Annotated in this window: 20 protein-coding genes and 1 riboswitch; of the genes, 11 read left to right on the forward strand and 9 right to left on the reverse strand. The window is 66.8% G+C overall.

Annotation, left to right across the window (positions count from 1 at the left end; genetic code table 11):
* The first annotated feature begins 12 nt into the window (after window positions 1-12).
* The 4 genes from ACIBK2_RS07005 to ACIBK2_RS07020 all read left to right on the forward strand — a co-directional run bounded on the left by ACIBK2_RS07005 (window position 13) and on the right by ACIBK2_RS07020 (window position 5,942).
* A complete protein-coding gene (locus tag ACIBK2_RS07005; protein WP_396964565.1) occupies window positions 13-954 on the forward strand; it encodes an esterase/lipase family protein in 942 nt (313 codons plus the stop codon).
* A 272-nt stretch (window positions 955-1,226) separates the two neighbouring features.
* A complete protein-coding gene (locus ACIBK2_RS07010) occupies window positions 1,227-3,782 on the forward strand; it encodes an ATP-dependent Clp protease ATP-binding subunit (protein ID WP_379281975.1) in 2,556 nt (851 codons plus the stop codon).
* A gap of 205 nt (window positions 3,783-3,987) precedes the next feature.
* The gene (locus ACIBK2_RS07015; RefSeq protein WP_396964568.1) at window positions 3,988-5,016 is read left to right on the forward strand and encodes a type IV toxin-antitoxin system AbiEi family antitoxin domain-containing protein; all 1,029 of its coding nucleotides are present in this window, start codon (window positions 3,988-3,990) and stop codon (window positions 5,014-5,016) included.
* A gap of 32 nt (window positions 5,017-5,048) precedes the next feature.
* On the forward strand, window positions 5,049-5,942 hold the full coding sequence (locus tag ACIBK2_RS07020) for a nucleotidyl transferase AbiEii/AbiGii toxin family protein (protein ID WP_396964570.1): 894 nt from the start codon (window positions 5,049-5,051) through the stop codon (window positions 5,940-5,942).
* A gap of 29 nt (window positions 5,943-5,971) precedes the next feature.
* On the opposite strand, the gene ACIBK2_RS07025 is transcribed toward ACIBK2_RS07020, so the two are convergent.
* Complete coding sequence (locus tag ACIBK2_RS07025; protein WP_396964572.1) at window positions 5,972-6,784, reverse strand: LLM class flavin-dependent oxidoreductase; 813 nt, start codon at window positions 6,782-6,784, stop codon at window positions 5,972-5,974.
* Window positions 6,785-6,797: 13 nt separating this feature from the next.
* Window positions 6,798-7,067 (reverse strand): hypothetical protein, encoded by a 270-nt coding sequence (locus ACIBK2_RS07030; RefSeq protein WP_396964574.1) that lies wholly within the window; start codon window positions 7,065-7,067, stop codon window positions 6,798-6,800.
* Window positions 7,068-7,190: 123 nt separating this feature from the next.
* On the opposite strand from ACIBK2_RS07030, the gene ACIBK2_RS07035 reads away from it, so the two are divergent.
* Window positions 7,191-7,838 carry a VWA domain-containing protein gene (locus tag ACIBK2_RS07035; RefSeq protein ID WP_396964576.1) on the forward strand — a complete coding sequence of 216 codons (648 nt, stop codon included), beginning with the start codon at window positions 7,191-7,193 and terminating at the stop codon, window positions 7,836-7,838.
* Here ACIBK2_RS07035 and ACIBK2_RS07040 read toward each other — a convergent pair whose 3' ends face one another.
* Entirely contained in the window at window positions 7,839-8,501 is a 663-nt protein-coding gene (locus tag ACIBK2_RS07040; protein ID WP_396964578.1) for a response regulator, read from the reverse strand.
* An 8-nt stretch (window positions 8,502-8,509) separates the two neighbouring features.
* Window positions 8,510-9,961, reverse strand: coding sequence for a sensor histidine kinase (locus ACIBK2_RS07045; protein WP_396964581.1), 1,452 nt, complete (start codon window positions 9,959-9,961; stop codon window positions 8,510-8,512).
* 291 nt (window positions 9,962-10,252) lie between these two features.
* Here ACIBK2_RS07045 and ACIBK2_RS07050 point away from each other — a divergent pair, with 291 nt between their 5' ends.
* Both ACIBK2_RS07050 and ACIBK2_RS07055 read left to right on the forward strand, forming a co-directional pair.
* Window positions 10,253-11,155 carry an ABC transporter ATP-binding protein gene (locus ACIBK2_RS07050; RefSeq protein WP_396964583.1) on the forward strand — a complete coding sequence of 301 codons (903 nt, stop codon included), beginning with the start codon at window positions 10,253-10,255 and terminating at the stop codon, window positions 11,153-11,155.
* The gene (locus ACIBK2_RS07055; protein ID WP_396964585.1) at window positions 11,152-12,003 is read left to right on the forward strand and encodes an ABC transporter permease; all 852 of its coding nucleotides are present in this window, start codon (window positions 11,152-11,154) and stop codon (window positions 12,001-12,003) included. The genes ACIBK2_RS07050 and ACIBK2_RS07055 overlap by 4 nt, the downstream gene beginning before the upstream one ends.
* Before the next feature lie 52 nt (window positions 12,004-12,055).
* Here ACIBK2_RS07055 and ACIBK2_RS07060 read toward each other — a convergent pair whose 3' ends face one another.
* Window positions 12,056-12,649 carry a TetR/AcrR family transcriptional regulator gene (locus tag ACIBK2_RS07060; protein WP_396964587.1) on the reverse strand — a complete coding sequence of 198 codons (594 nt, stop codon included), beginning with the start codon at window positions 12,647-12,649 and terminating at the stop codon, window positions 12,056-12,058.
* 141 nt (window positions 12,650-12,790) lie between these two features.
* Here ACIBK2_RS07060 and ACIBK2_RS07065 point away from each other — a divergent pair, with 141 nt between their 5' ends.
* From ACIBK2_RS07065 to ACIBK2_RS07075, 3 genes are all read left to right on the forward strand, one after another.
* Window positions 12,791-13,438 carry an FMN-dependent NADH-azoreductase gene (locus ACIBK2_RS07065; protein WP_396964590.1) on the forward strand — a complete coding sequence of 216 codons (648 nt, stop codon included), beginning with the start codon at window positions 12,791-12,793 and terminating at the stop codon, window positions 13,436-13,438.
* Window position 13,439: 1 nt separating this feature from the next.
* A complete protein-coding gene (locus ACIBK2_RS07070; protein WP_379281985.1) occupies window positions 13,440-13,760 on the forward strand; it encodes a DMT family transporter in 321 nt (106 codons plus the stop codon).
* Window positions 13,761-13,953: 193 nt separating this feature from the next.
* A complete protein-coding gene (locus ACIBK2_RS07075) occupies window positions 13,954-14,394 on the forward strand; it encodes an OsmC family peroxiredoxin (protein ID WP_357379738.1) in 441 nt (146 codons plus the stop codon).
* A gap of 87 nt (window positions 14,395-14,481) precedes the next feature.
* Here the strand turns inward: ACIBK2_RS07075 and ACIBK2_RS07080 are convergent, their stop codons facing one another.
* The 4 genes from ACIBK2_RS07080 to mhuD all read right to left on the reverse strand — a co-directional run bounded on the left by ACIBK2_RS07080 (window position 14,482) and on the right by mhuD (window position 16,567).
* On the reverse strand, window positions 14,482-14,973 hold the full coding sequence (locus tag ACIBK2_RS07080; RefSeq protein ID WP_396964593.1) for a hypothetical protein: 492 nt from the start codon (window positions 14,971-14,973) through the stop codon (window positions 14,482-14,484).
* Between the two features lie 35 nt (window positions 14,974-15,008).
* Window positions 15,009-15,806: a CbtA family protein gene (locus ACIBK2_RS07085; RefSeq protein ID WP_396964595.1), complete on the reverse strand. Its 798-nt coding sequence runs from the start codon at window positions 15,804-15,806 to the stop codon at window positions 15,009-15,011.
* Complete coding sequence (locus tag ACIBK2_RS07090; protein WP_039794710.1) at window positions 15,797-15,991, reverse strand: CbtB-domain containing protein; 195 nt, start codon at window positions 15,989-15,991, stop codon at window positions 15,797-15,799. Before ACIBK2_RS07090 ends, ACIBK2_RS07085 begins: the two co-directional genes overlap by 10 nt.
* A gap of 28 nt (window positions 15,992-16,019) precedes the next feature.
* Window positions 16,020-16,175: riboswitch (cobalamin riboswitch) on the reverse strand.
* A gap of 77 nt (window positions 16,176-16,252) precedes the next feature.
* Window positions 16,253-16,567 carry a mycobilin-forming heme oxygenase MhuD gene (gene mhuD / locus ACIBK2_RS07095; protein ID WP_357379735.1) on the reverse strand — a complete coding sequence of 105 codons (315 nt, stop codon included), beginning with the start codon at window positions 16,565-16,567 and terminating at the stop codon, window positions 16,253-16,255.
* Between the two features lie 93 nt (window positions 16,568-16,660).
* Between mhuD and ACIBK2_RS07100 the strand changes: the two genes are divergently transcribed.
* On the forward strand, window positions 16,661-17,419 hold the full coding sequence (locus tag ACIBK2_RS07100) for an alpha/beta fold hydrolase (RefSeq protein ID WP_396964598.1): 759 nt from the start codon (window positions 16,661-16,663) through the stop codon (window positions 17,417-17,419).
* The last annotated feature ends 16 nt before the right edge of the window (window positions 17,420-17,435 follow it).

Here is a 17,435-nt window from a genome sequence, read left to right on the forward strand (position 1 = left end):
TTGGAGGCTACCGTGCCGCGTGTTCCAGGCTTTTCGCTTCTCGTCGTCCTTTTCGCCGCGCTGTGCGCCGTCACCGCGAGTCCCGCGCAGGCCGAGCAGTATCCGGTCGACTACAACTTCTTCGCAGGCATCCCCAACGAACTGCTGCATCCCGGCGGCTCCCTGCCCGGCACCAACGACTGGTCCTGCCGTCCGAGCGCCGAACATCCCAATCCGGTGGTCCTGGCGCACGGCACCGGCGGTGGGGCACAGACGAATTGGGGGGTATACGCGCCGCTGCTGGCCAATGAGGGCTATTGCGTGTACTCGATGACCTACGGTGCCTACGACCTGCCGTGGCCGATCTCAGCCATCGGCGGCATGCTGCCGATGGAGCAGAGCGCCCCGCAGTTCGCCGCGTTCGTCGATCGGGTGCTCGCCGCGACCGGTGCCGCGCGGGTCGACATCGTCGGCCACTCGCAGGGCAATTTCATCGGCAATTACTTCATCAAGCGGCTCGGCGGCGCGGCCAAAGTGGACAAACTGGTCGCACTCGCCCCGCCGTGGCTCGGCTCGGACGTCGCCGGTGCAGGCGAAATCGCGGCTTTCAGTGAGCGTCTCGGCGCGGGCCCGGCCTTCGACGCCCTCACCGGATCGCTGTGCCAGGCCTGCCGTCAGGTCCTGGCCGGGTCGGATTTCGTGCGGGCACTGAACGCGGACGGCGTCTATGACCCTGCCGTCACCTACACCAATATCTCGACCCGGCTCGACGAGCTCGTCGTGCCCTACACCTCGGGCCAGGTACCCGGCCCGAACGTCACGAACATCGTGGTCCAGGATGGTTGTGCCCAGGACTTTTCCGAGCACGCGGGCATCGCGGGCAGTCCACGCGCCGCGGCATATGTGCTCAACGCGCTCGACCCGGCACACCCGCACGAGGTGCCGTGCGGTTTCATCCCGCCGTTCACGGGGTAGCACCCGCGAAAGCGGCGGCGGCGAGATATCCCTGTTCGCTGAGGGCAAAACTGGATCGGAAACGAATCCTGCAACCCTCACGTTATGAGTGAATGACCGTGCTGACGCTGGTCGCCAATAGGGTGGACTGGCGGCGGCAGCATCCCCCGCCAACTAGAGTGGAGGCGGGGGCCACGACCCCCGGGCTTCATGGCAGGCTGACGCCCACGGTTGTTACACAGCACACTGCGGCGTCTGTTGCCAGAATGTCGGAGCAGGAGAGTGAGGGAGCGATGTTCGAGAGGTTCACCGACCGCGCGAGGCGTGTCGTTGTCCTGGCCCAGGAAGAGGCCCGGATGCTCAACCACAACTACATCGGCACCGAGCACATCCTGCTGGGGCTGATCCATGAGGGTGAGGGTGTCGCGGCCAAGTCGCTGGAATCGCTCGGCATTTCGCTGGAGGGCGTGCGCAGCCAGGTGGAGGAGATCATCGGACAGGGCCAGCAGGCTCCATCCGGTCACATCCCGTTCACCCCGAGGGCCAAAAAAGTCTTGGAGCTGAGTCTGCGCGAGGCGCTGCAGCTCGGCCACAACTACATCGGCACCGAGCACATCCTGCTCGGTCTCATCCGCGAGGGTGAGGGCGTCGCCGCGCAGGTGCTCGTCAAACTGGGCGCCGATCTCAACCGGGTGCGGCAGCAGGTCATCCAGCTGCTGTCCGGGTACCAGGGCAAGGAGCCGGTCGAATCCGGTTCCCGCGGTGAGGCGGGCACGCCGTCCACCTCGCTGGTGCTCGACCAGTTCGGCCGGAACCTGACCCAGGCCGCACTCGAGGGCAAGCTCGATCCCGTCATCGGCCGCTCGAAGGAAATCGAGCGCGTCATGCAGGTGCTGAGCCGCCGCACCAAGAACAACCCGGTGCTCATCGGCGAGCCAGGTGTCGGTAAGACCGCCGTCGTGGAAGGCCTCGCGCAGGCCATCGTCAACGGCGAGGTTCCCGAGACGCTGAAGGACAAGCAGCTGTACACCCTCGACCTGGGTTCCCTGGTCGCGGGCAGCCGCTACCGCGGTGACTTCGAAGAGCGCCTCAAGAAGGTGCTCAAGGAGATCAACACCCGCGGCGACATCATCCTGTTCATCGACGAGCTGCACACGCTCGTCGGCGCGGGTGCCGCCGAGGGCGCGATCGACGCCGCGTCCATCCTGAAGCCGAAGCTGGCCCGTGGCGAGCTGCAGACCATCGGTGCGACCACCCTCGACGAGTACCGCAAGTACATCGAGAAGGATGCCGCGCTGGAGCGCCGGTTCCAGCCGGTCCAGGTCGGCGAGCCGACGGTCGAGCACACCATCAACATCCTGAAGGGTCTGCGCGACCGCTACGAGGCACACCACCGGGTTTCCATCACCGATGGCGCGCTGGTGGCCGCGGCGACCCTGGCCGACCGCTACATCAACGACCGGTTCCTGCCGGACAAGGCGATCGACCTGATCGACGAGGCCGGTGCGCGGATGCGCATCCGTCGCATGACCGCCCCGCCGGACCTGCGCGAATTCGACGACAAGATCGCCGATGCGCGCCGGGAGAAGGAAAGCGCTATCGACGCGCAGGACTTCGAGAAGGCGGCGCGACTGCGCGACAAGGAAAAGCAGCTGGTCGCCAAGCGCGCCGAGCGGGAAAAGCAGTGGCGCTCCGGTGATCTCGACGTGGTTGCCGAGGTCGACGACGAGCAGATCGCGGAGGTGCTGGCCAACTGGACCGGTATCCCCGTCTTCAAGCTCACCGAGGAGGAGACCACCCGTCTGCTCCGCATGGAGGACGAGCTGCACAAGCGGATCATCGGCCAGGAGGATGCCGTCAAGGCCGTCTCCAAGGCGATCCGCCGCACTCGGGCCGGCCTGAAGGATCCGAAGCGTCCGTCGGGCTCGTTCATCTTCGCCGGTCCGTCCGGTGTCGGTAAGACCGAGCTGGCCAAGTCGCTGGCGAACTTCCTGTTCGGCGACGACGACGCGCTCATCCAGATCGACATGGGCGAGTTCCACGACCGCTTCACCGCATCGCGGCTGTTCGGTGCCCCTCCCGGGTACGTCGGCTACGAAGAGGGCGGCCAGCTCACCGAGAAGGTGCGCCGCAAGCCGTTCTCCGTGGTGCTGTTCGACGAGATCGAAAAGGCACACCAGGAGATCTACAACACCCTGTTGCAGGTCCTCGAGGACGGTCGTCTCACCGACGGCCAGGGACGCACGGTCGACTTCAAAAACACCGTGCTGATCTTCACCTCCAACCTGGGCACCTCGGACATCTCCAAGGCGGTTGGCCTGGGCTTCACCCAGTCCAACATCCAGGGCTCGAACTACGAGCGGATGAAGCTCAAGGTCAACGACGAGCTGAAGAAGCACTTCCGGCCCGAGTTCCTCAACCGCATCGACGATGTCATCGTCTTCCACCAGCTCACGACCGATCAGATCGTGCAGATGGTGGACCTGATGATCGGCCGCGTCGGCGTCCAGTTGAAGAACAAGGACATGTCGATGGAGCTGTCCGAGCAGGGCAAGGCGCTGCTGGCCAAGCGTGGCTTCGACCCTGTGCTCGGTGCCCGGCCGCTGCGCCGGACCATCCAGCGCGAGATCGAGGATCAGCTGTCGGAGAAGATCCTCTTCGGCGAGATCGGCCCCGGCCAGACCGTCTTCGTCGATGTCGAAGGCTGGGACGGCGAAGGCTCCGGCGAGGACGCCAAGTTCACCTTCGTCGGCAAGACGAAGCTGACCAAGGCGGACAAGGACGAGGAAAAGCCCGAGGTCGTGCTGACCGGTGCCGCTGAAGGCACCGCCGAAGCCTCAGGCGAGTAACAGCTCTACGAGAAAGGCCCGCTTCCCTTGGGAGGCGGGCCTTTTCCGTTGTCAGCGCCTTCAATCCTCACCTATCACGCCTGCCAACGCTGGCACCTGTCAGGCAGGATGGAAAGCCTCGTTTGGTACACATAAAATATCGAATGCTCACAGAAAATATCACTCAGAGTGATGTTATTTAGGTGACTTCTGATATTATTAGTGAATGACTGACGGGCAACTCCTCGATCTCGCCGACCTGGCGGAGGGACAGTGGGGCTTGCTCACCACCGGCCAGGCTGCTGCAAGTGGGGTCAATCCAATGCAGCTCAAGCGCTATGCCGACCGTGGCCTGTTGATCCGGTTGCGCCACGGCGTGTACCGGCTCTCAGGCACCCCCGAATCTCCCGTCGAGGCACTGCGCGCGGAATGGCTTGCGCTGGAACCCAAACGCAGCGCAGCCGACCGCCTGGGAGACACGGTGCCGGTAGGCGTGGTGAGTCATCGCTCGGCTGCGGTCCTGCAGGACCTCGGCGACCTCGACGCCGACGTCCACACCTTCACTGTTCCTCGACGGCGTAACAGCAGCCGCAGTCCTGAACTCGCCTTCCGCGTCGGCACGCTCGAGCGCGCCGACTGGCACCGTGTGCAGGGCCTACCCGTCACGCGCCCCCTGCGCACCGTCGTAGACCTCGCCGCCACCCACACCGATGGTGGTCACCTTGCCACCGTCGTCCGAGATGCCATCCTCACCGGCGATACCACCTCCCGCCAGGTCGCTGACGCTCTGCGCCCCTACGCTCATCGCTACGGCCGGCGTCCCGGCGACGGTGCCGGACTGATCCGCGATTTCATCGTCAAAGCCGGCATTCCCGCCTCCGCCATCGACGTAGCAGCCATCGGGGCTGCGGTGTCATCGATTCCGTCGGACGAACTCCGTGCGATCAACGCCGCAGCACGCGCCGGTCTGGGCGATCTCGATACGCGAGCACTCTTCGGCGATGTCGACATCAGCGCTGCGATGGGCAAGATTGACGTCAGCGCGATCGTTCCCGCCGCGGTGCGCGAAGCCGCGCTCAACGCCCTGACCTCAACTCCTGAGTGGACCGACCTACTCGCGAAGATTCGGCACATGGTCGCCGATAACTTCGGGCCTGCACCGAATCTCGTCGCTGAGCCAGAACCCCCGTACGAGGCCGCGGACCGCGCTGTCGACGCCACAACCTCGAACACCGACGACGAGGAGTCATCCTGAACCGGCCACGCCGATCGGCGTCTGCCTTGCGGATGTCGATCAATGCCAAAGTCAAACAAGTTGCGCATGCCACCGGGCGAGCGCCCGCTCAGCTTCACCGCGAGTTCTACCTGCTCAGATTCCTTGGTCGCGTCTTCGCCGACTCCGACAGCCCTTGGGTACTCAAGGGCGGCAGCGGTCTGCTGGTACGCATCGCCGACGGAGCCCGCCACAGCCGCGACATCGACATCCTGCGGGTCGATGTCGACGCCGACCACGCTGTGGCCGAACTCCAGCAGCTCTGTGCGACCCCTAGCGACCTCGACCCGTTGACCTTCGAGGTGCGCCGCGGAAAAAACGACCCAGCTACCTCGTGCAACGCGCAACTGGTCGCCACGGTCTACTACGGCGCCACCGAGCTCCATCACTTCCCCATCGATCTCTCGATCAGGCCCACCCTGGCCGCCGACGTCGACCAGGTCGAACCGGCAACTCTCCTCGAGATCGACGACTTCGCCGACCTGCCACCGTTCCGCTGCCTTTCCCTGGCCGATCAAATCGCGGACAAGATCGCGGCGATGTATGAAGTCCACGGCCCCAACGCCACGCCCTCCACTCGCTGGCACGATCTGGTCGACCTGCTGCTCATCATCGGCAGGTTCCCCGTCGATGCCGCCAAAACCGTACGGGCACTTCATATGCAGCAACAGCGACGGGACTACCTGACCTTGCCTAGTGCCGTCACTCGCCCTGGATCTGGATGGGACGCGGGCTACCCGCGTGAAGCCGCCGACACCTCACTGCCGCCGGACCTACACGGCCTCGACACCGCGTTGGCCGCGCTCTCCCGGTTTGCCGATCCCCTTCTCGACGGAACCACGTCGACCGGCACTTGGAACCCCGCCACCAGTCGGTGGGATACCGACGGGTCGACCGGAACTCGCTGACCTGAGGTACGGAGAATAGTGAGCGCGGGCTATTGATCGTCGATCGTGGTCGCATAGCGCGCGAGCACCGGCGCGAAGGCGTCGGACAACTCGCCGGGGATGAGCACCTCGTCGATTCCGTACTTCTCCCTTCGGGTTTCGAGCACGTCGGCGGCGGCGGACGGATCCGCGTCGAGGAGACCCGCCGCGCCTGCGGCTCGCAGCCCGTCCGTGCTGAGGCCGAGCCGGGTGCTCGTCCAATACGGCAGCCGGTCGCCGATCCCGATCAGCTGATGGCTGAACGGGATTTCGCGGTCGGTGTGGTCGCGGACGATGCGAACCATGTCGGCCAGCTCCGCCTCGGTTACCTGCGGACCGGCGGCGAGCAGGATGCGATCGGCGAATTCCGCTGCCGCGGCGAGCATTCGCGGTCCGCTGGCGGCGACGATGACCGGCGGGGCCGGGTCGACCGCCGCACGCACCGCCGCGATGGTGTCGGCCAGCTGTGCGCGGCGTTCGGCGGCGGAACCCCATGGCATACCGAGGCGTTCGGCCTCCGCACTGGCATCCGGTCGGCCGGAGCCGATGCCGAGCTCGAACCGGCCGTCCGAAAGCAGTTGCAGGGCTGTGGTTTCCCGGACCGTCGCGGCGGCGGTGCGCAGCGGGACGGCGAGCACGTTGGGGCGCAGCCGGACCGTGCTGGTGACGGCCGCCGCGGCGGCAAGCGTCGGGAAGGGCGATGGGGTGTTCAGTGTGTCCGGCAGCAGGATCGTCCGATAGCCCTGTTGCTCGGCATCCCTTGCGGCGGTTGCCCATTCGGCGCCGGAGCGCGGGGTGATGACAATGCCGAATTTCATGCTCATGCTGGTCTCCCTGTCAGCTCTTGGCCGGGCGCTTCGGCTCGCGCAGCACGGCGAGGCGGCTGCGGTACTGGTCTTCGGTGATCTCGCCGCGGGCGAACGCGGTACGCAGCGCGCCGACTCCGCTTTCGCGGCCGACGAACCGGCGGCGCGCGAAGAACGCCAGCGTGATGAAGGTGATCCAGAACAGCAGCGGGAAAATCCAGAAGAACGGCCATGGGTGCCAGCCGCCGTCGTAATGGTCGGCCAGGAAGGTCATGACCTCGGGTTGGGTCGAAATGTTCATGAACAAAGCCTGCGCCGCCGACCCACCCTGCGGCATCGGTCGTGCGGCGCTGCTCGCCGTACGCCGCGGCGCGTATACCGGGTACTTTGGATGGGGTTCATAGAACCGACCCGGGGGTGCTGAATGACGAATCCCGATCTGACACTGATCGCCGTACTGCTCGACCGTTCCGGATCGATGCAGTCGATCAAGTCCGATACCGAGGGCGGTTTCGACGCCTTCATCGAGGAACAGCGCAAGGTGCCGAAGACGATCGAGGTGACGCTGGCGCAGTTCGACACCGAATACGAATGTGTCTACGCGAGCCGCCCGCTCGCGCAGGTGCCGCCGCTCGACCTGCAGCCGCGCGGCATGACCGCGCTGTACGACGCGGTGGGCAAGCTGGTCACCGACGTCGGCGCGGAGCTCGCGAAACGTCCCGAACACGAACGGCCGGGCACGGTCATTGTCGTCGTGCTCACCGACGGTCACGAGAATTCGAGCAAGGAGTGGTCGCACACCGCGGTGAAATCGTTGATCACCCAGCAGCAGGACGTTTACAGCTGGAACTTCATGTTCCTCGGCGCGAATATGGACGCGGTCGAGATCGGCACCAAGATGGGTTTCGATCCGGGCAACTCGATCACGTATGCCGCGTCACCACAGGGTGTTTCGCGGGTGTTCCGCTCGACGGCGTACAGCTCGGCCCGAATGCAGGCCGCGCCGCCCGGCGCGAAGCGCGGCGGATTCACCGATGCGGAGCGCGAAGAGTCGAATCCCGGTAGCGGGTAATCACTGCCAGCCTGGACGCACCACGCCGGATTCATAAGCCATGACGACCAATTGGGTGCGGTCGCGGGCGCCGAGCTTCATCAGAATGCGGCTGACATGCGTGCGGGCGGTGGCGGGGCTCATGAAGAGCCGCTCGCCGATCTCGGCGTTCGTGAGCCCCTCGGCGACCAGCACCATCACCTCGCGCTCGCGCTCGGTGAGTTCGGAAAGCGTTGCGGGCGGCGGTGTTTTGGCGTGCGCCGAGAATTCGGCGATCAGTCTGCGGGTGACGCCGGGGGAGAGCAGCGCGTCACCTGCCGCGACCACCCGGACCGCCCGCACCAGGTCGGCAGGCTCGGTGTGCTTGACCAGGAAGCCCGTCGCGCCCGCACGCATCGCCTCGAAGACGTACTCGTCGAGCTCGAAGGTGGTCAGCACGACCACCCGCACCTCGGCCAGCGCGGCATCCTCGGCGATCATTCTGGTGGCGGCGAGGCCGTCCAGGATCGGCATCCTGATGTCCATCAGCACCACGTCCGGGCGGAGGCTACGGGTCATCCGCACGGCCTGTTCGCCGTTGTCCGCCTCGCCGACCACCTCGATGCCGTCCTGCGCCTCCAGCAGCGCGACGAAACCGCCGCGTACCAGCGCCTGATCGTCGGCCACCAGGACCCGTATCGCCACCACGCCTCCTATTGCGGCCCGTGCGCGCTGGACTGCTGCGCCTTGTCGCCGGGCCGGATCGGCCGCACGTTGTCGGGCCGGAGCGCGTCGTCGGCTCGGCTCGGCGGCTTGCGTTCGCTCGGCGCCATCGCCCGCAGCGGCAGTCGCGCCGCGACCCGGAAGCCGCCGCTCGGGCGCGGGCCCGCGGTGAGCGCGCCGCCGAGCGCGTGGGTGCGTTCCCGCATGCCGATGATGCCGTTGCCGCCACTGGTGCCCGACCGCGTCGCCGGTGCGGTCGGGCGGGCGTTGTCGACGGTGATATCGACCGATTGCGCCGCGTAGCGCACCGTCACCGTGGCCTCCGCGCCCGGCGCGTGCCGCACCACATTGGTCAGCGACTCCTGGATGATCCGTGCGGCCGCCACGTCGATCACGCTCGGCAGCTGCTGCGGTTCACCGATGATCTTGGTACTCACCGACAATCCGGCCGCGCGGGCGCGCTGCAGCAGGGTGTCCAGCTCGGCGATGCTCGGCGCCGGGTTGCGCGGTGCCGTCGGACGGGCCTCGGCCTCGGCGGATTCGGCAGCGGCCCTGCTCGATTGCTCATCGTCGGCCGGAACACGTTCGGTCCCAGTGGAATTGCGTCCGCTCCAGCCGCGCGGGCGACGCCGGCTCGGCGCGCTGCGCTCGACGTCGACGAATTCGTCCTCGTCGCCGTCGGATTCGCCCGCGACGGTGCCGCCGGTGCGGATCGAGTGCAGCAGCGTGTGCACCTCCGCGAGGGCATCCCGGCTGGCCGTCTTGATCGCGTCCAGCGCGCTGGCGGCCTGCTCCGGCTTCTTGTCGAACAGCTCGAGCGCCACCGAGGATTGCACGTTGATCAGCGAAAGACTGTGTGCCAGTACGTCGTGCAGCTCGCGGGCGATGGCGAGGCGCTCCTCGCTGGCCCGCCGTTCCCGCTGCGCCTCCTCGTCGCGGCGCGCGGCCTCGGCCCGCTGCCTGCGCGCCACCAGCACCGCGGTGCGCTGCCGGAGGCCTTCCACCACGCACAGCAGCACGGCGAGCCAGGCCATCAGCGCGAAGATCTGCCACACATTGGCGCCGCGCCCGAACAGCTCGGGCACCGGCCAGACCAGCACGAGGTAGCCGACCGGCACGAGTGGGTAAGTCCACCAGCGTGATCCGCTGCTCGCGGCGGTCAGGAACGCGATGACCAACGAGAAGAAGATCGGCCCGTAGCCATAGCCGAGCGCCAGGTAGGCGACGCACGCGCCGAGCGCGACGAGCAACACCGGCATCGGCCGGGACCGCCGCCAGATCAACGCCACCGGACCGGCGAGTAGTAGCAGGTAACCGAGGATGTCGAGGGAGTTCTCGCCCATCCTCATGTTCGCGAACGTGCCGCCGACGATTTGGAGCGCGGCAACAACAAGCGCGACGCCCCAATCCCATCCAAGCGAGCTTCGGCTCGTAATGCTCATCCGCCTCTCCGCGTATTAAGGCCAGACACGGGTGCCGAGCAAGTGACGTCGGCGGCTGGCGGTTATCTGGTGAGCGAGTTAGCTCGTGCCCGGCGAGTTACCCATGTGCGTACGAAATCAGTTGTTGTGTTCACAGACAGTAGCGTCTCGGACGTTCTCGCGACCGTTCTCGCGTCGCGCCTGTTCCGACGATAACGACTGCACAAGGTATCGGTCATCGTCCGCGCTACGTACACCGACCGTCGCCGCGCGACGGATGTGGCGGGCTCGCTCGGGGCGGATTCTCGGTGCATGACAGATTCGATCGTGGTCACCCGAGGGTTGACCAAACGCTATGGGGCGCATGCCGCCGTCGATGGCGTGAGCATGAGTGTCGTGGCCGGTGAGGTCTACGGGTTCCTCGGTCCGAACGGAGCGGGTAAGACGACCACGCTGCGGATGTTGGTCGGGCTCATCCGCCCGAGCGACGGCACCGCGACGGTGGCGGGGCATGCGCCGGGCGATCCCGCGGTGGTCCGGCGGATCGGCGTTCTCATCGAGGGCCCCGGCTTCTACCCATACCTTTCCGGCCGGGACAACCTGCGGGTGCTCGCGAAATACCGTGGTATCGGGGCCAGTGAGGTCGAGATGGCCTTGGATCGGGTCGGCCTGGTCAACCGGGCCGACGACAAGTTCCGCACCTACTCCCTCGGTATGAAGCAGCGTCTCGGTGTCGGCGCGGCGCTGCTCGGCAGGCCCGACCTGCTCATTCTGGACGAGCCGACGAACGGCCTCGACCCGCAGGGCATGGCCGAAATGCGGGAGCTGATCACCACTCTCGCCGCCGACGGGCACACCGTGCTGCTGTCGAGCCACATGCTCAGCGAGGTGCAGGAGATCTGCGATCGGGTCGGCGTGATATCGCAGGGCAAGTTGCTCGTCGAGTCGACCGTCGCCGAACTACGCGGCGCCTCATCGCTTTTGCTGCGGGCCGAACCGTTGGAGGTGGCGTTCCCTGCGGTGCGCGAGGTGGTCGGTGAACGCGCCGCGATGCTGACGTCGAGCGGCATCCGGATCGAGGCGGGTAACGGCACCGCGCCCGCGGTGGCGCGGGCGGTCATCGCGGCCGGGGCCGATCTGCTCGAACTGCGGATCGACGAAAAGTCCCTGGAGGAAGTGTTTTTCGAAATGACTCAGCTGGAAGTGGCGAAATGACGGTGAAAGACCTGTTGGCGAGCACGAAGGCGGAGGCGCTGCGGCTGCGTAAGTGGCCCGCGTTCTGGATCCTCCTCGGCACCTGGATCCTGCTGAACCTCACCTTCGCCTACCTGTTCAACTATCTCGCCTACACCTCGGGCGAGTCGGGCCGGATGTCGAACGGTCTGCCGAAAGACGCGCTGCTGCACCAGATGCTGCCCGCCGCGGTGCCGGAGGTGTTCACCCAGGGCATGGCGATGTTCGGCGGCGCGCTGATGCTGGTGCTAGGCGCGCTGACCACTGGCAGCGGATATGGCTGGGGCACTTGGAAAACCGTGTTCACCCAGGGGCCGTCGCGGATCAGCGCGGTCGGTGGTGTGCTGGTGAGCCTGTTCGTCGTGGTGGTCGGGCTGGTGCTCACCGCCTTCGTCATCGACATCGGGGTGGCGGCGCTGATCGGCGCGTCGCAGTCGCAGGTGCTCGTGCTGGCGTCGCCGCAGCAGTCGGCGCTCGGAATCCTCACGGGCATCGCAATTCTCGGCATGTGGACGTTGGCAGGCGCGCTGATCGGCACGATCGCTCGCGGTCCGGCGCTGGCCGTCGGGCTCGGTCTGGTGTGGGTGCTGGTGGTGGAGAACCTGTTGCGCGGGGTCGCGTCGATCTTCTCGCCGATCGCGGTCATCACCGATCACCTGCCCGGCACCGCCGCCGGTTCGATGGCGGGGGCGATGCGGACGGTCGGTGCGGGGACGCCCGGTGTGCTCGACATCCTGTCGCGGACCGAATCGCTGATCATGCTGGGGATCTACATCGCGCTCTTCGTGGCGGGCACCATGTGGTTGATGCGCAGGCGCGATCTGGTGTGAGTGACTGGCACGAAAGCCGTTGGTGAACAACCACCAACGGCTTTTTTGCGGATCAGTCGAGCACGGCGTGGGCGAGGCTGCCGAGGGCGTCGGCGATCTGCGCCGAGGTCAGGCCTCGACTGCGTTGCTGCTGGTAAACCTCGGCCCCCAATGGTGCGAGCAACGCATCGATGAGTGCCTCCGGCTCGCGAATCTTGCCCGCCAGCAACAGCGCTCGCACATGGGCGTACCAGAACCCGTACGAGCCCGTCGCGAATCGCGCCCCACCGATCTCCGCGCCGAGCACCAAATCCGCGTGCGCGTCCAGCAATTCGACCATCGCGGCGTAGAACGCGGCCAGCCGGGCCGCAGGCGGCGCACCGGGTCCCAGCGGCGGTGCGCCGCCGATCAGCTGCTCCTGCAGTGCGCGTTCGTGTTCGTCGAGCAGCGCGACGGCGATCGAATTCGTGTCCGGGTAGCGGCGATACAACGTGCCGCGGCCGACGCCTGCCGCCTTGGCGATGTCGTCCATCGTGACGGTGCGCGGGTCGCGGGTGGCGAACAGTTCGGCGGCCGCGGCGAGCACCTTGGCCCGGTTACGGGCCGCGTCCGCGCGCTCGGGCGGGGCGGCCGCTTGCCCGCTGAGCAGATCCGTGTGCCTGGTCATGTCGCTGACTGTACCCGAGTTCTGGAATAAGTGGACATGGTGTCCATTTGTCGATACTATCGAGTTCGGCACTAAGTGGACACAACGTCCAGTTGCCTGCCGGTCGTCCGACGGCACGGAAACACAGAGTGAGGTCTAGTCATGAGCACGTTGTTGCACCTGGATTCGAGCGCTCGTACCAGCTCGATCAGTCGTGAGCTGAGTGCGGTCTTCGCCGATGCGTGGCGCGCTGAGAACCCTGACGGTGGGTACCGCTACCGGGATCTGGCGGCCGATCCGATCCCGTTCATCGATGAGGCGTGGACCGAGCTGTGCGATGCGGTACTTGCGCAGGGCAGTACCGATCTGGACCGGCTAAGTGAGCTGGTGCGTACACCGGAACAAGCTGCGGCATGGGCGATCATCGAACCGCTGCTGGCCGAGGTGCTCGCCGCGGACGTCATCCTGATCGGCACCCCGATGTACAACTACTCGATTCCGGCCTCCCTCAAGGCCTGGCTGGATCAGGTGACGTTCCCGCGAATGTCCTTGGGCCACCGCCGTTTCGTCGTCGCGACGGCCCGCGGCGGCGCCTACTCGCCCGGTGCGCCGAAGGCCGCCTTCGACTACCAGGAGCGCTTCCTGCGCGACTTCTTCGCGGGCCATTTCGCCGTCAACGACACGGTTTTCATCAATGCCGAATTGGCCAACGCCCGCCATGACCCCGCGCTGGCCCACCTGCGCGGCAAGCACGACGAGTCATACGCACTCGCCCTCGACACCGCACGCGATCTCGCTAAGGAGTACTGACATGAACTGGGTCGTCCTCGGCATCGCGGGCCTGGTCGAGATCGTCTGGTCGCAGAGCATCAAACCGACCGAGAACTTCACCCGCCTGGTGCCGACGGTGATCTGCTTCGTGCTCGGCGTCACCGCGGTGTACCTGCTGTCCAGGGCCATGCAGACGCTGCCGGTCGGCACCGCGTACGCGATCTTCACCGGGATCGGCGCGGTCGGCGCCATCGGCCTCGGCATCGTGTTCAACAAGGATCCGCTCAGCGCGGGCCGGGTGTTCGCGCTCTCGCTGATCATCGGCGGCATCGTGCTGGCCAGGGTCACCAATCCCGAATGACCTTCTGGCGTACCTGCGGACAGCTCCGATGTTCTTCAAAATGCCTACGCGACAACTGATCTCGTATGTACATGGGTAACTCACCTGGTACCGGGTAACGTGACCACCGCCCTCACCGCCGGCCGCCGACGCAAGAGCCGCGGCACTCGAATCTGGCCTGAATTCGCGGAGAGGCGGAACAGAAAGGACCGTGATGCCTACACGTACCGCGCGTACTGCTTGGACCGGCACTCTGCAAGAGGGGTCGGGACAGGTCGAGCTGGCCAGCTCGGGCGTCGGCAAGTACGACGTGTCGTTCCCGAAGCGTTCCGCCGAGGACGCCGACGGCACCACCAGCCCGGAGGAGCTGATCGCGGCGGCGCATTCGTCCTGCTACGCGATGGCGCTCTCGGCGCAGATCGGTAATGCGGGCGGGACGCCGGAGAGCCTGGACGTGAGCGCCGATGTGACCCTCGGCCCGGATCCGGCCGGTGGCTTTCGGATCAGCGGCATCAAGCTGACCGTGCGCGGCAAGGTCTCCGGCCTCGACGCCGACGGCTTCGCCGCCGCGGCCGAGGCCGCCAAGGCGGGCTGCCCGGTCAGCAAGGCCCTCGCCGGCGTCGACCACATCCTGCTCGACGCGGCCCTCGTCTGACTCGGCACAGCCGACTGCCCGGTTCGCGCACTACGGTGCGTGAGCCGGGCAGTTTTGTGTGACAACCGATTTCGTGTGAGCAATGGGTCAGGCCCGGCGAAAGAAGCGGCGGGCTGCGGGGTGGTACATCGCTGGGATGGCGATCAGGACCGCGACGACGTGGATGGTGCGGAGCAGACCGATCACCGCGGATTCGATGGTGAGGTGGGCGAAGAGGTCGCCGAACTTGTCCGCGGAAAGCAGCGCCGCGAGCGGTTCGATGATCAGGGAGAGCAAGCCGATCACGCCGATGCCGAAGGTCAGCAGCAGGCGGGCCCAGCGGGCGCCGTGCGTCATTCGGATGGCGACGATGAGAACGACCAGGTAGATCCCGAGCCGCACGGCGAGCCCGGTCGTCAGGTCCGCGATGTCGACCTCGTCGCGCTCCAGTAGCAGCGCGGACTGCTCGATCGCCTCGGCGACGCCGGCGAGCAGGGCGACGACGAGGCCGACGAACGCGACGAGGACGGCGCGCGGTGGTTGTGCCGGTGCGCCCGAACGCAGCGGTGCGGGCAAAAAGGAGAGGGCAGTGCCGGTCATGACACCGACACTGCCCTTCGACTTCCGGATGCGGATCAGCCCGCGGTAGCGATCGACTCTCGTACCGGAGTATCACTGCGCGTGGCGAATTCGCTGAGCGCGGCGAAGCCGAGGGCCAGGCTGGCCCACAGCGTCGCGGTCTCGGCCAGCGAGGACGCCCGGAACTGCCACAGCAGCGCGGCCGGGAAGTCCGCCTTCACTTCGTTGATGCCCGGCAGCAGGATGTACCCCGCCGCCGTGACGAGGACGAACGCGGCCAGCCCGCCGATCAGTCGCAACGTGCTCAGCTGACCGCGCAGCAACTTGTAGACGTACACGCTCGCGCCGACGGCCACCAGGCCGAGCAGCACGGCGGCCACCCAGAGCAGGGTGCGCTGATTGATCGTCTCCGGGTCGCCGACCGCAGGTGGGTTCGCCGGGTACTTGAAGAACGGCACGGCCACGATCGCGGCCCAGCCGCCGAGCCCGATACCGAGCGCGAGTTTCGGCCCGGACAGCGTGGTGTAGCGGCGGGCGAAGTGGGCGACGGAGGCGAAGATGGCGCCGAGCGCTAGACCGGCCAGGCCGAGCGCGAGGAACTGTCCCGCCTTCTGGCCGGTGCGGCTGACCAGCGGTTCTTCCTCGTCGCCGTGCGAATGCCCGTTGGTCGCTTCCGCTTCCGTGCCGTGCGGATGATCCGCGGCGGCCGCGCTTCCGGCCTCCTCGATGGCGATGGCGGCATCGACCTTCGGTTCACCGATGAAGTAGCCGACCGAGGCGGCCAGCAGGCCCGCGATGAGACCGGCCAGCAGGCCGCGCAACAGCAGGGTCTTGAGGGATCCGATCAATGGCACGGAAGCCCCAGCAGGTGACGTCCGTCGTGCATCAACTCATGCAGGTACATCCCGCTGCGCGAGATGACGCCCTGATCGAAGCCGACCAGGTACAGCGTGAGCAGTGCGAGAAGAACGACACCAACTGTGACGAGCACAGTGGCCAGTGAATCGGTTGCCCGGCTCGGCGAATGCGCGATTGCCATGCGAGTCCTCCTAGGGATGCGCGTCCCGTCGAATGGGTTGCGAAGGAGCCGGTGTCTGGCTATCCGGCACCCAGGGACTCGGTGCATGGAACACAGTGGCGCGACCGCTCCGGAATTTCACCGGATTACCGCATCACCCTCGCGTTTTGTCATCCGAACTGTGACACCTGGAGGCGCCTGCCGTCAACACGAACAGCAGGGACGCGCCCTGCCGTCGGGCGAGTCGCCGGGCAGGTCAGCCCGCCCGGCATGCTCGACAGGTCAGTCGGCAGGCTTCGCGGCCACGTCGATGACGACCTCGAATTCCAGCAGCGACGCGCCCGTGGAGACCGGCTTCTGCCGCTCGCCCGCATGCGCCTCGCGCGCGGGTCCGTCCCGCCACGCCGCGAAGGCTTCTTCCGAATCCCACTGGGTGACAACGAAGTACCGCTTATCACCGGCGACCGGCCGGAGTAGTTGGAAGCCGAGGAAACCCGGCGAGCCCTCGACCGCGTGCGCGCGGTGCGCGAACCGCTTCTCCAACTCGGGGCCTGCGCCCTCGGGAACCTCGATCGCGTTGATCTTCACAACAGCCATGGGCTCGACAATACGACCAGCGAGCGTCCGTCCGGTATGGGCCAAATCGGGGGGATCGCGCACGGCCGGGGCGCGCCGGGCAGAATCAGCGGGGTGTTGCACGACGAAGGTGGCGCGGGTGTGCCGATCCTGCTGCTGCACGGATTGATGGGCAGTGCCAGGACCTGGCACGATCAGCTGGACTGGCTGCGCGACTACGGCCACGTCTACACCTTCGACGCCGCCGGGCACGGCAGGCCCGCGCCGGCCGAGCTGACCACCGAGGCCTTCGTCGCCGATCTGGCCGCCGCGACCTCGGGCATCACCGAGCCGATGGTGGTGATCGGGCATTCGATGGGCGCGCTGCACGGCTGGGTGTTCGCCGCGACGCACCCCGATCGGGTGCGCGCGCTGGTGGTCGAGGACATCGCCCCGGATTTCACCGGCCGGACAGCGGCGAATTGGGCGGCGATGATCGAGGCGTGGCCGCAACCGTTTCCGGATGCGAATGCGGTGCTGAGGTTCTTCGGGCCGGTCGCCGGACGGTATTTCCTCAACTCGTTCGAGCACGGCCCGGACGGATACCGGCTGCACGGGTCGGTCGCGACGTTCCGCGATATCTCCGAGGAGTGGGGCAGTCGCGACTTCTGGCCGCAGTGGCACGCCACCCGCGTGCCCGCGCTGCTACTCGAGGGAGAGCACACGATCACGCCGCCCGGCCAGATGCGGCAGATGGCCGAGGCACATCCTGACGCCGAGCATGTACTGGTGCTCGGCGCAGCACATCTCGTGCACGACGACCAGCCCGAGCAGTACCGGGACGCCGTCGAGCGGTTCCTCCGCCGCGTGCTGGCTGAGCCGCACCCCTCCTGATTTCCCGCACCGAGAA

Source organism: Nocardia sp. NPDC050175, assembly GCF_044459885.1.
In the GTDB taxonomy this organism is placed as follows: domain Bacteria; phylum Actinomycetota; class Actinomycetes; order Mycobacteriales; family Mycobacteriaceae; genus Nocardia.

Excerpts from the sequence above, each read along its gene's own strand:
- ACIBK2_RS07010 (WP_379281975.1), top strand. The coding sequence starts at position 1,227 with ATGTTCGAGAGGTTCACCGACCGCGCGAGGCGTGTCGTTGTCCTGGCC.
- ACIBK2_RS07015 (WP_396964568.1), top strand. The coding sequence starts at position 3,988 with ATGACTGACGGGCAACTCCTCGATCTCGCCGACCTGGCGGAGGGACAG.
- ACIBK2_RS07020 (WP_396964570.1), top strand. The coding sequence starts at position 5,049 with ATGTCGATCAATGCCAAAGTCAAACAAGTTGCGCATGCCACCGGGCGA.
- ACIBK2_RS07025 (WP_396964572.1), bottom strand. The coding sequence starts at position 6,784 with ATGAGCATGAAATTCGGCATTGTCATCACCCCGCGCTCCGGCGCCGAA.
- ACIBK2_RS07030 (WP_396964574.1), bottom strand. The coding sequence starts at position 7,067 with ATGAACATTTCGACCCAACCCGAGGTCATGACCTTCCTGGCCGACCAT.
- ACIBK2_RS07035 (WP_396964576.1), top strand. The coding sequence starts at position 7,191 with ATGACGAATCCCGATCTGACACTGATCGCCGTACTGCTCGACCGTTCC.
- ACIBK2_RS07045 (WP_396964581.1), bottom strand. The coding sequence starts at position 9,961 with ATGAGCATTACGAGCCGAAGCTCGCTTGGATGGGATTGGGGCGTCGCG.
- ACIBK2_RS07050 (WP_396964583.1), top strand. The coding sequence starts at position 10,253 with ATGACAGATTCGATCGTGGTCACCCGAGGGTTGACCAAACGCTATGGG.
- ACIBK2_RS07055 (WP_396964585.1), top strand. The coding sequence starts at position 11,152 with ATGACGGTGAAAGACCTGTTGGCGAGCACGAAGGCGGAGGCGCTGCGG.
- ACIBK2_RS07060 (WP_396964587.1), bottom strand. The coding sequence starts at position 12,649 with ATGACCAGGCACACGGATCTGCTCAGCGGGCAAGCGGCCGCCCCGCCC.
- ACIBK2_RS07065 (WP_396964590.1), top strand. The coding sequence starts at position 12,791 with ATGAGCACGTTGTTGCACCTGGATTCGAGCGCTCGTACCAGCTCGATC.
- ACIBK2_RS07070 (WP_379281985.1), top strand. The coding sequence starts at position 13,440 with ATGAACTGGGTCGTCCTCGGCATCGCGGGCCTGGTCGAGATCGTCTGG.
- ACIBK2_RS07075 (WP_357379738.1), top strand. The coding sequence starts at position 13,954 with ATGCCTACACGTACCGCGCGTACTGCTTGGACCGGCACTCTGCAAGAG.
- ACIBK2_RS07080 (WP_396964593.1), bottom strand. The coding sequence starts at position 14,973 with ATGACCGGCACTGCCCTCTCCTTTTTGCCCGCACCGCTGCGTTCGGGC.
- ACIBK2_RS07090 (WP_039794710.1), bottom strand. The coding sequence starts at position 15,991 with ATGGCAATCGCGCATTCGCCGAGCCGGGCAACCGATTCACTGGCCACT.
- mhuD (WP_357379735.1), bottom strand. The coding sequence starts at position 16,567 with ATGGCTGTTGTGAAGATCAACGCGATCGAGGTTCCCGAGGGCGCAGGC.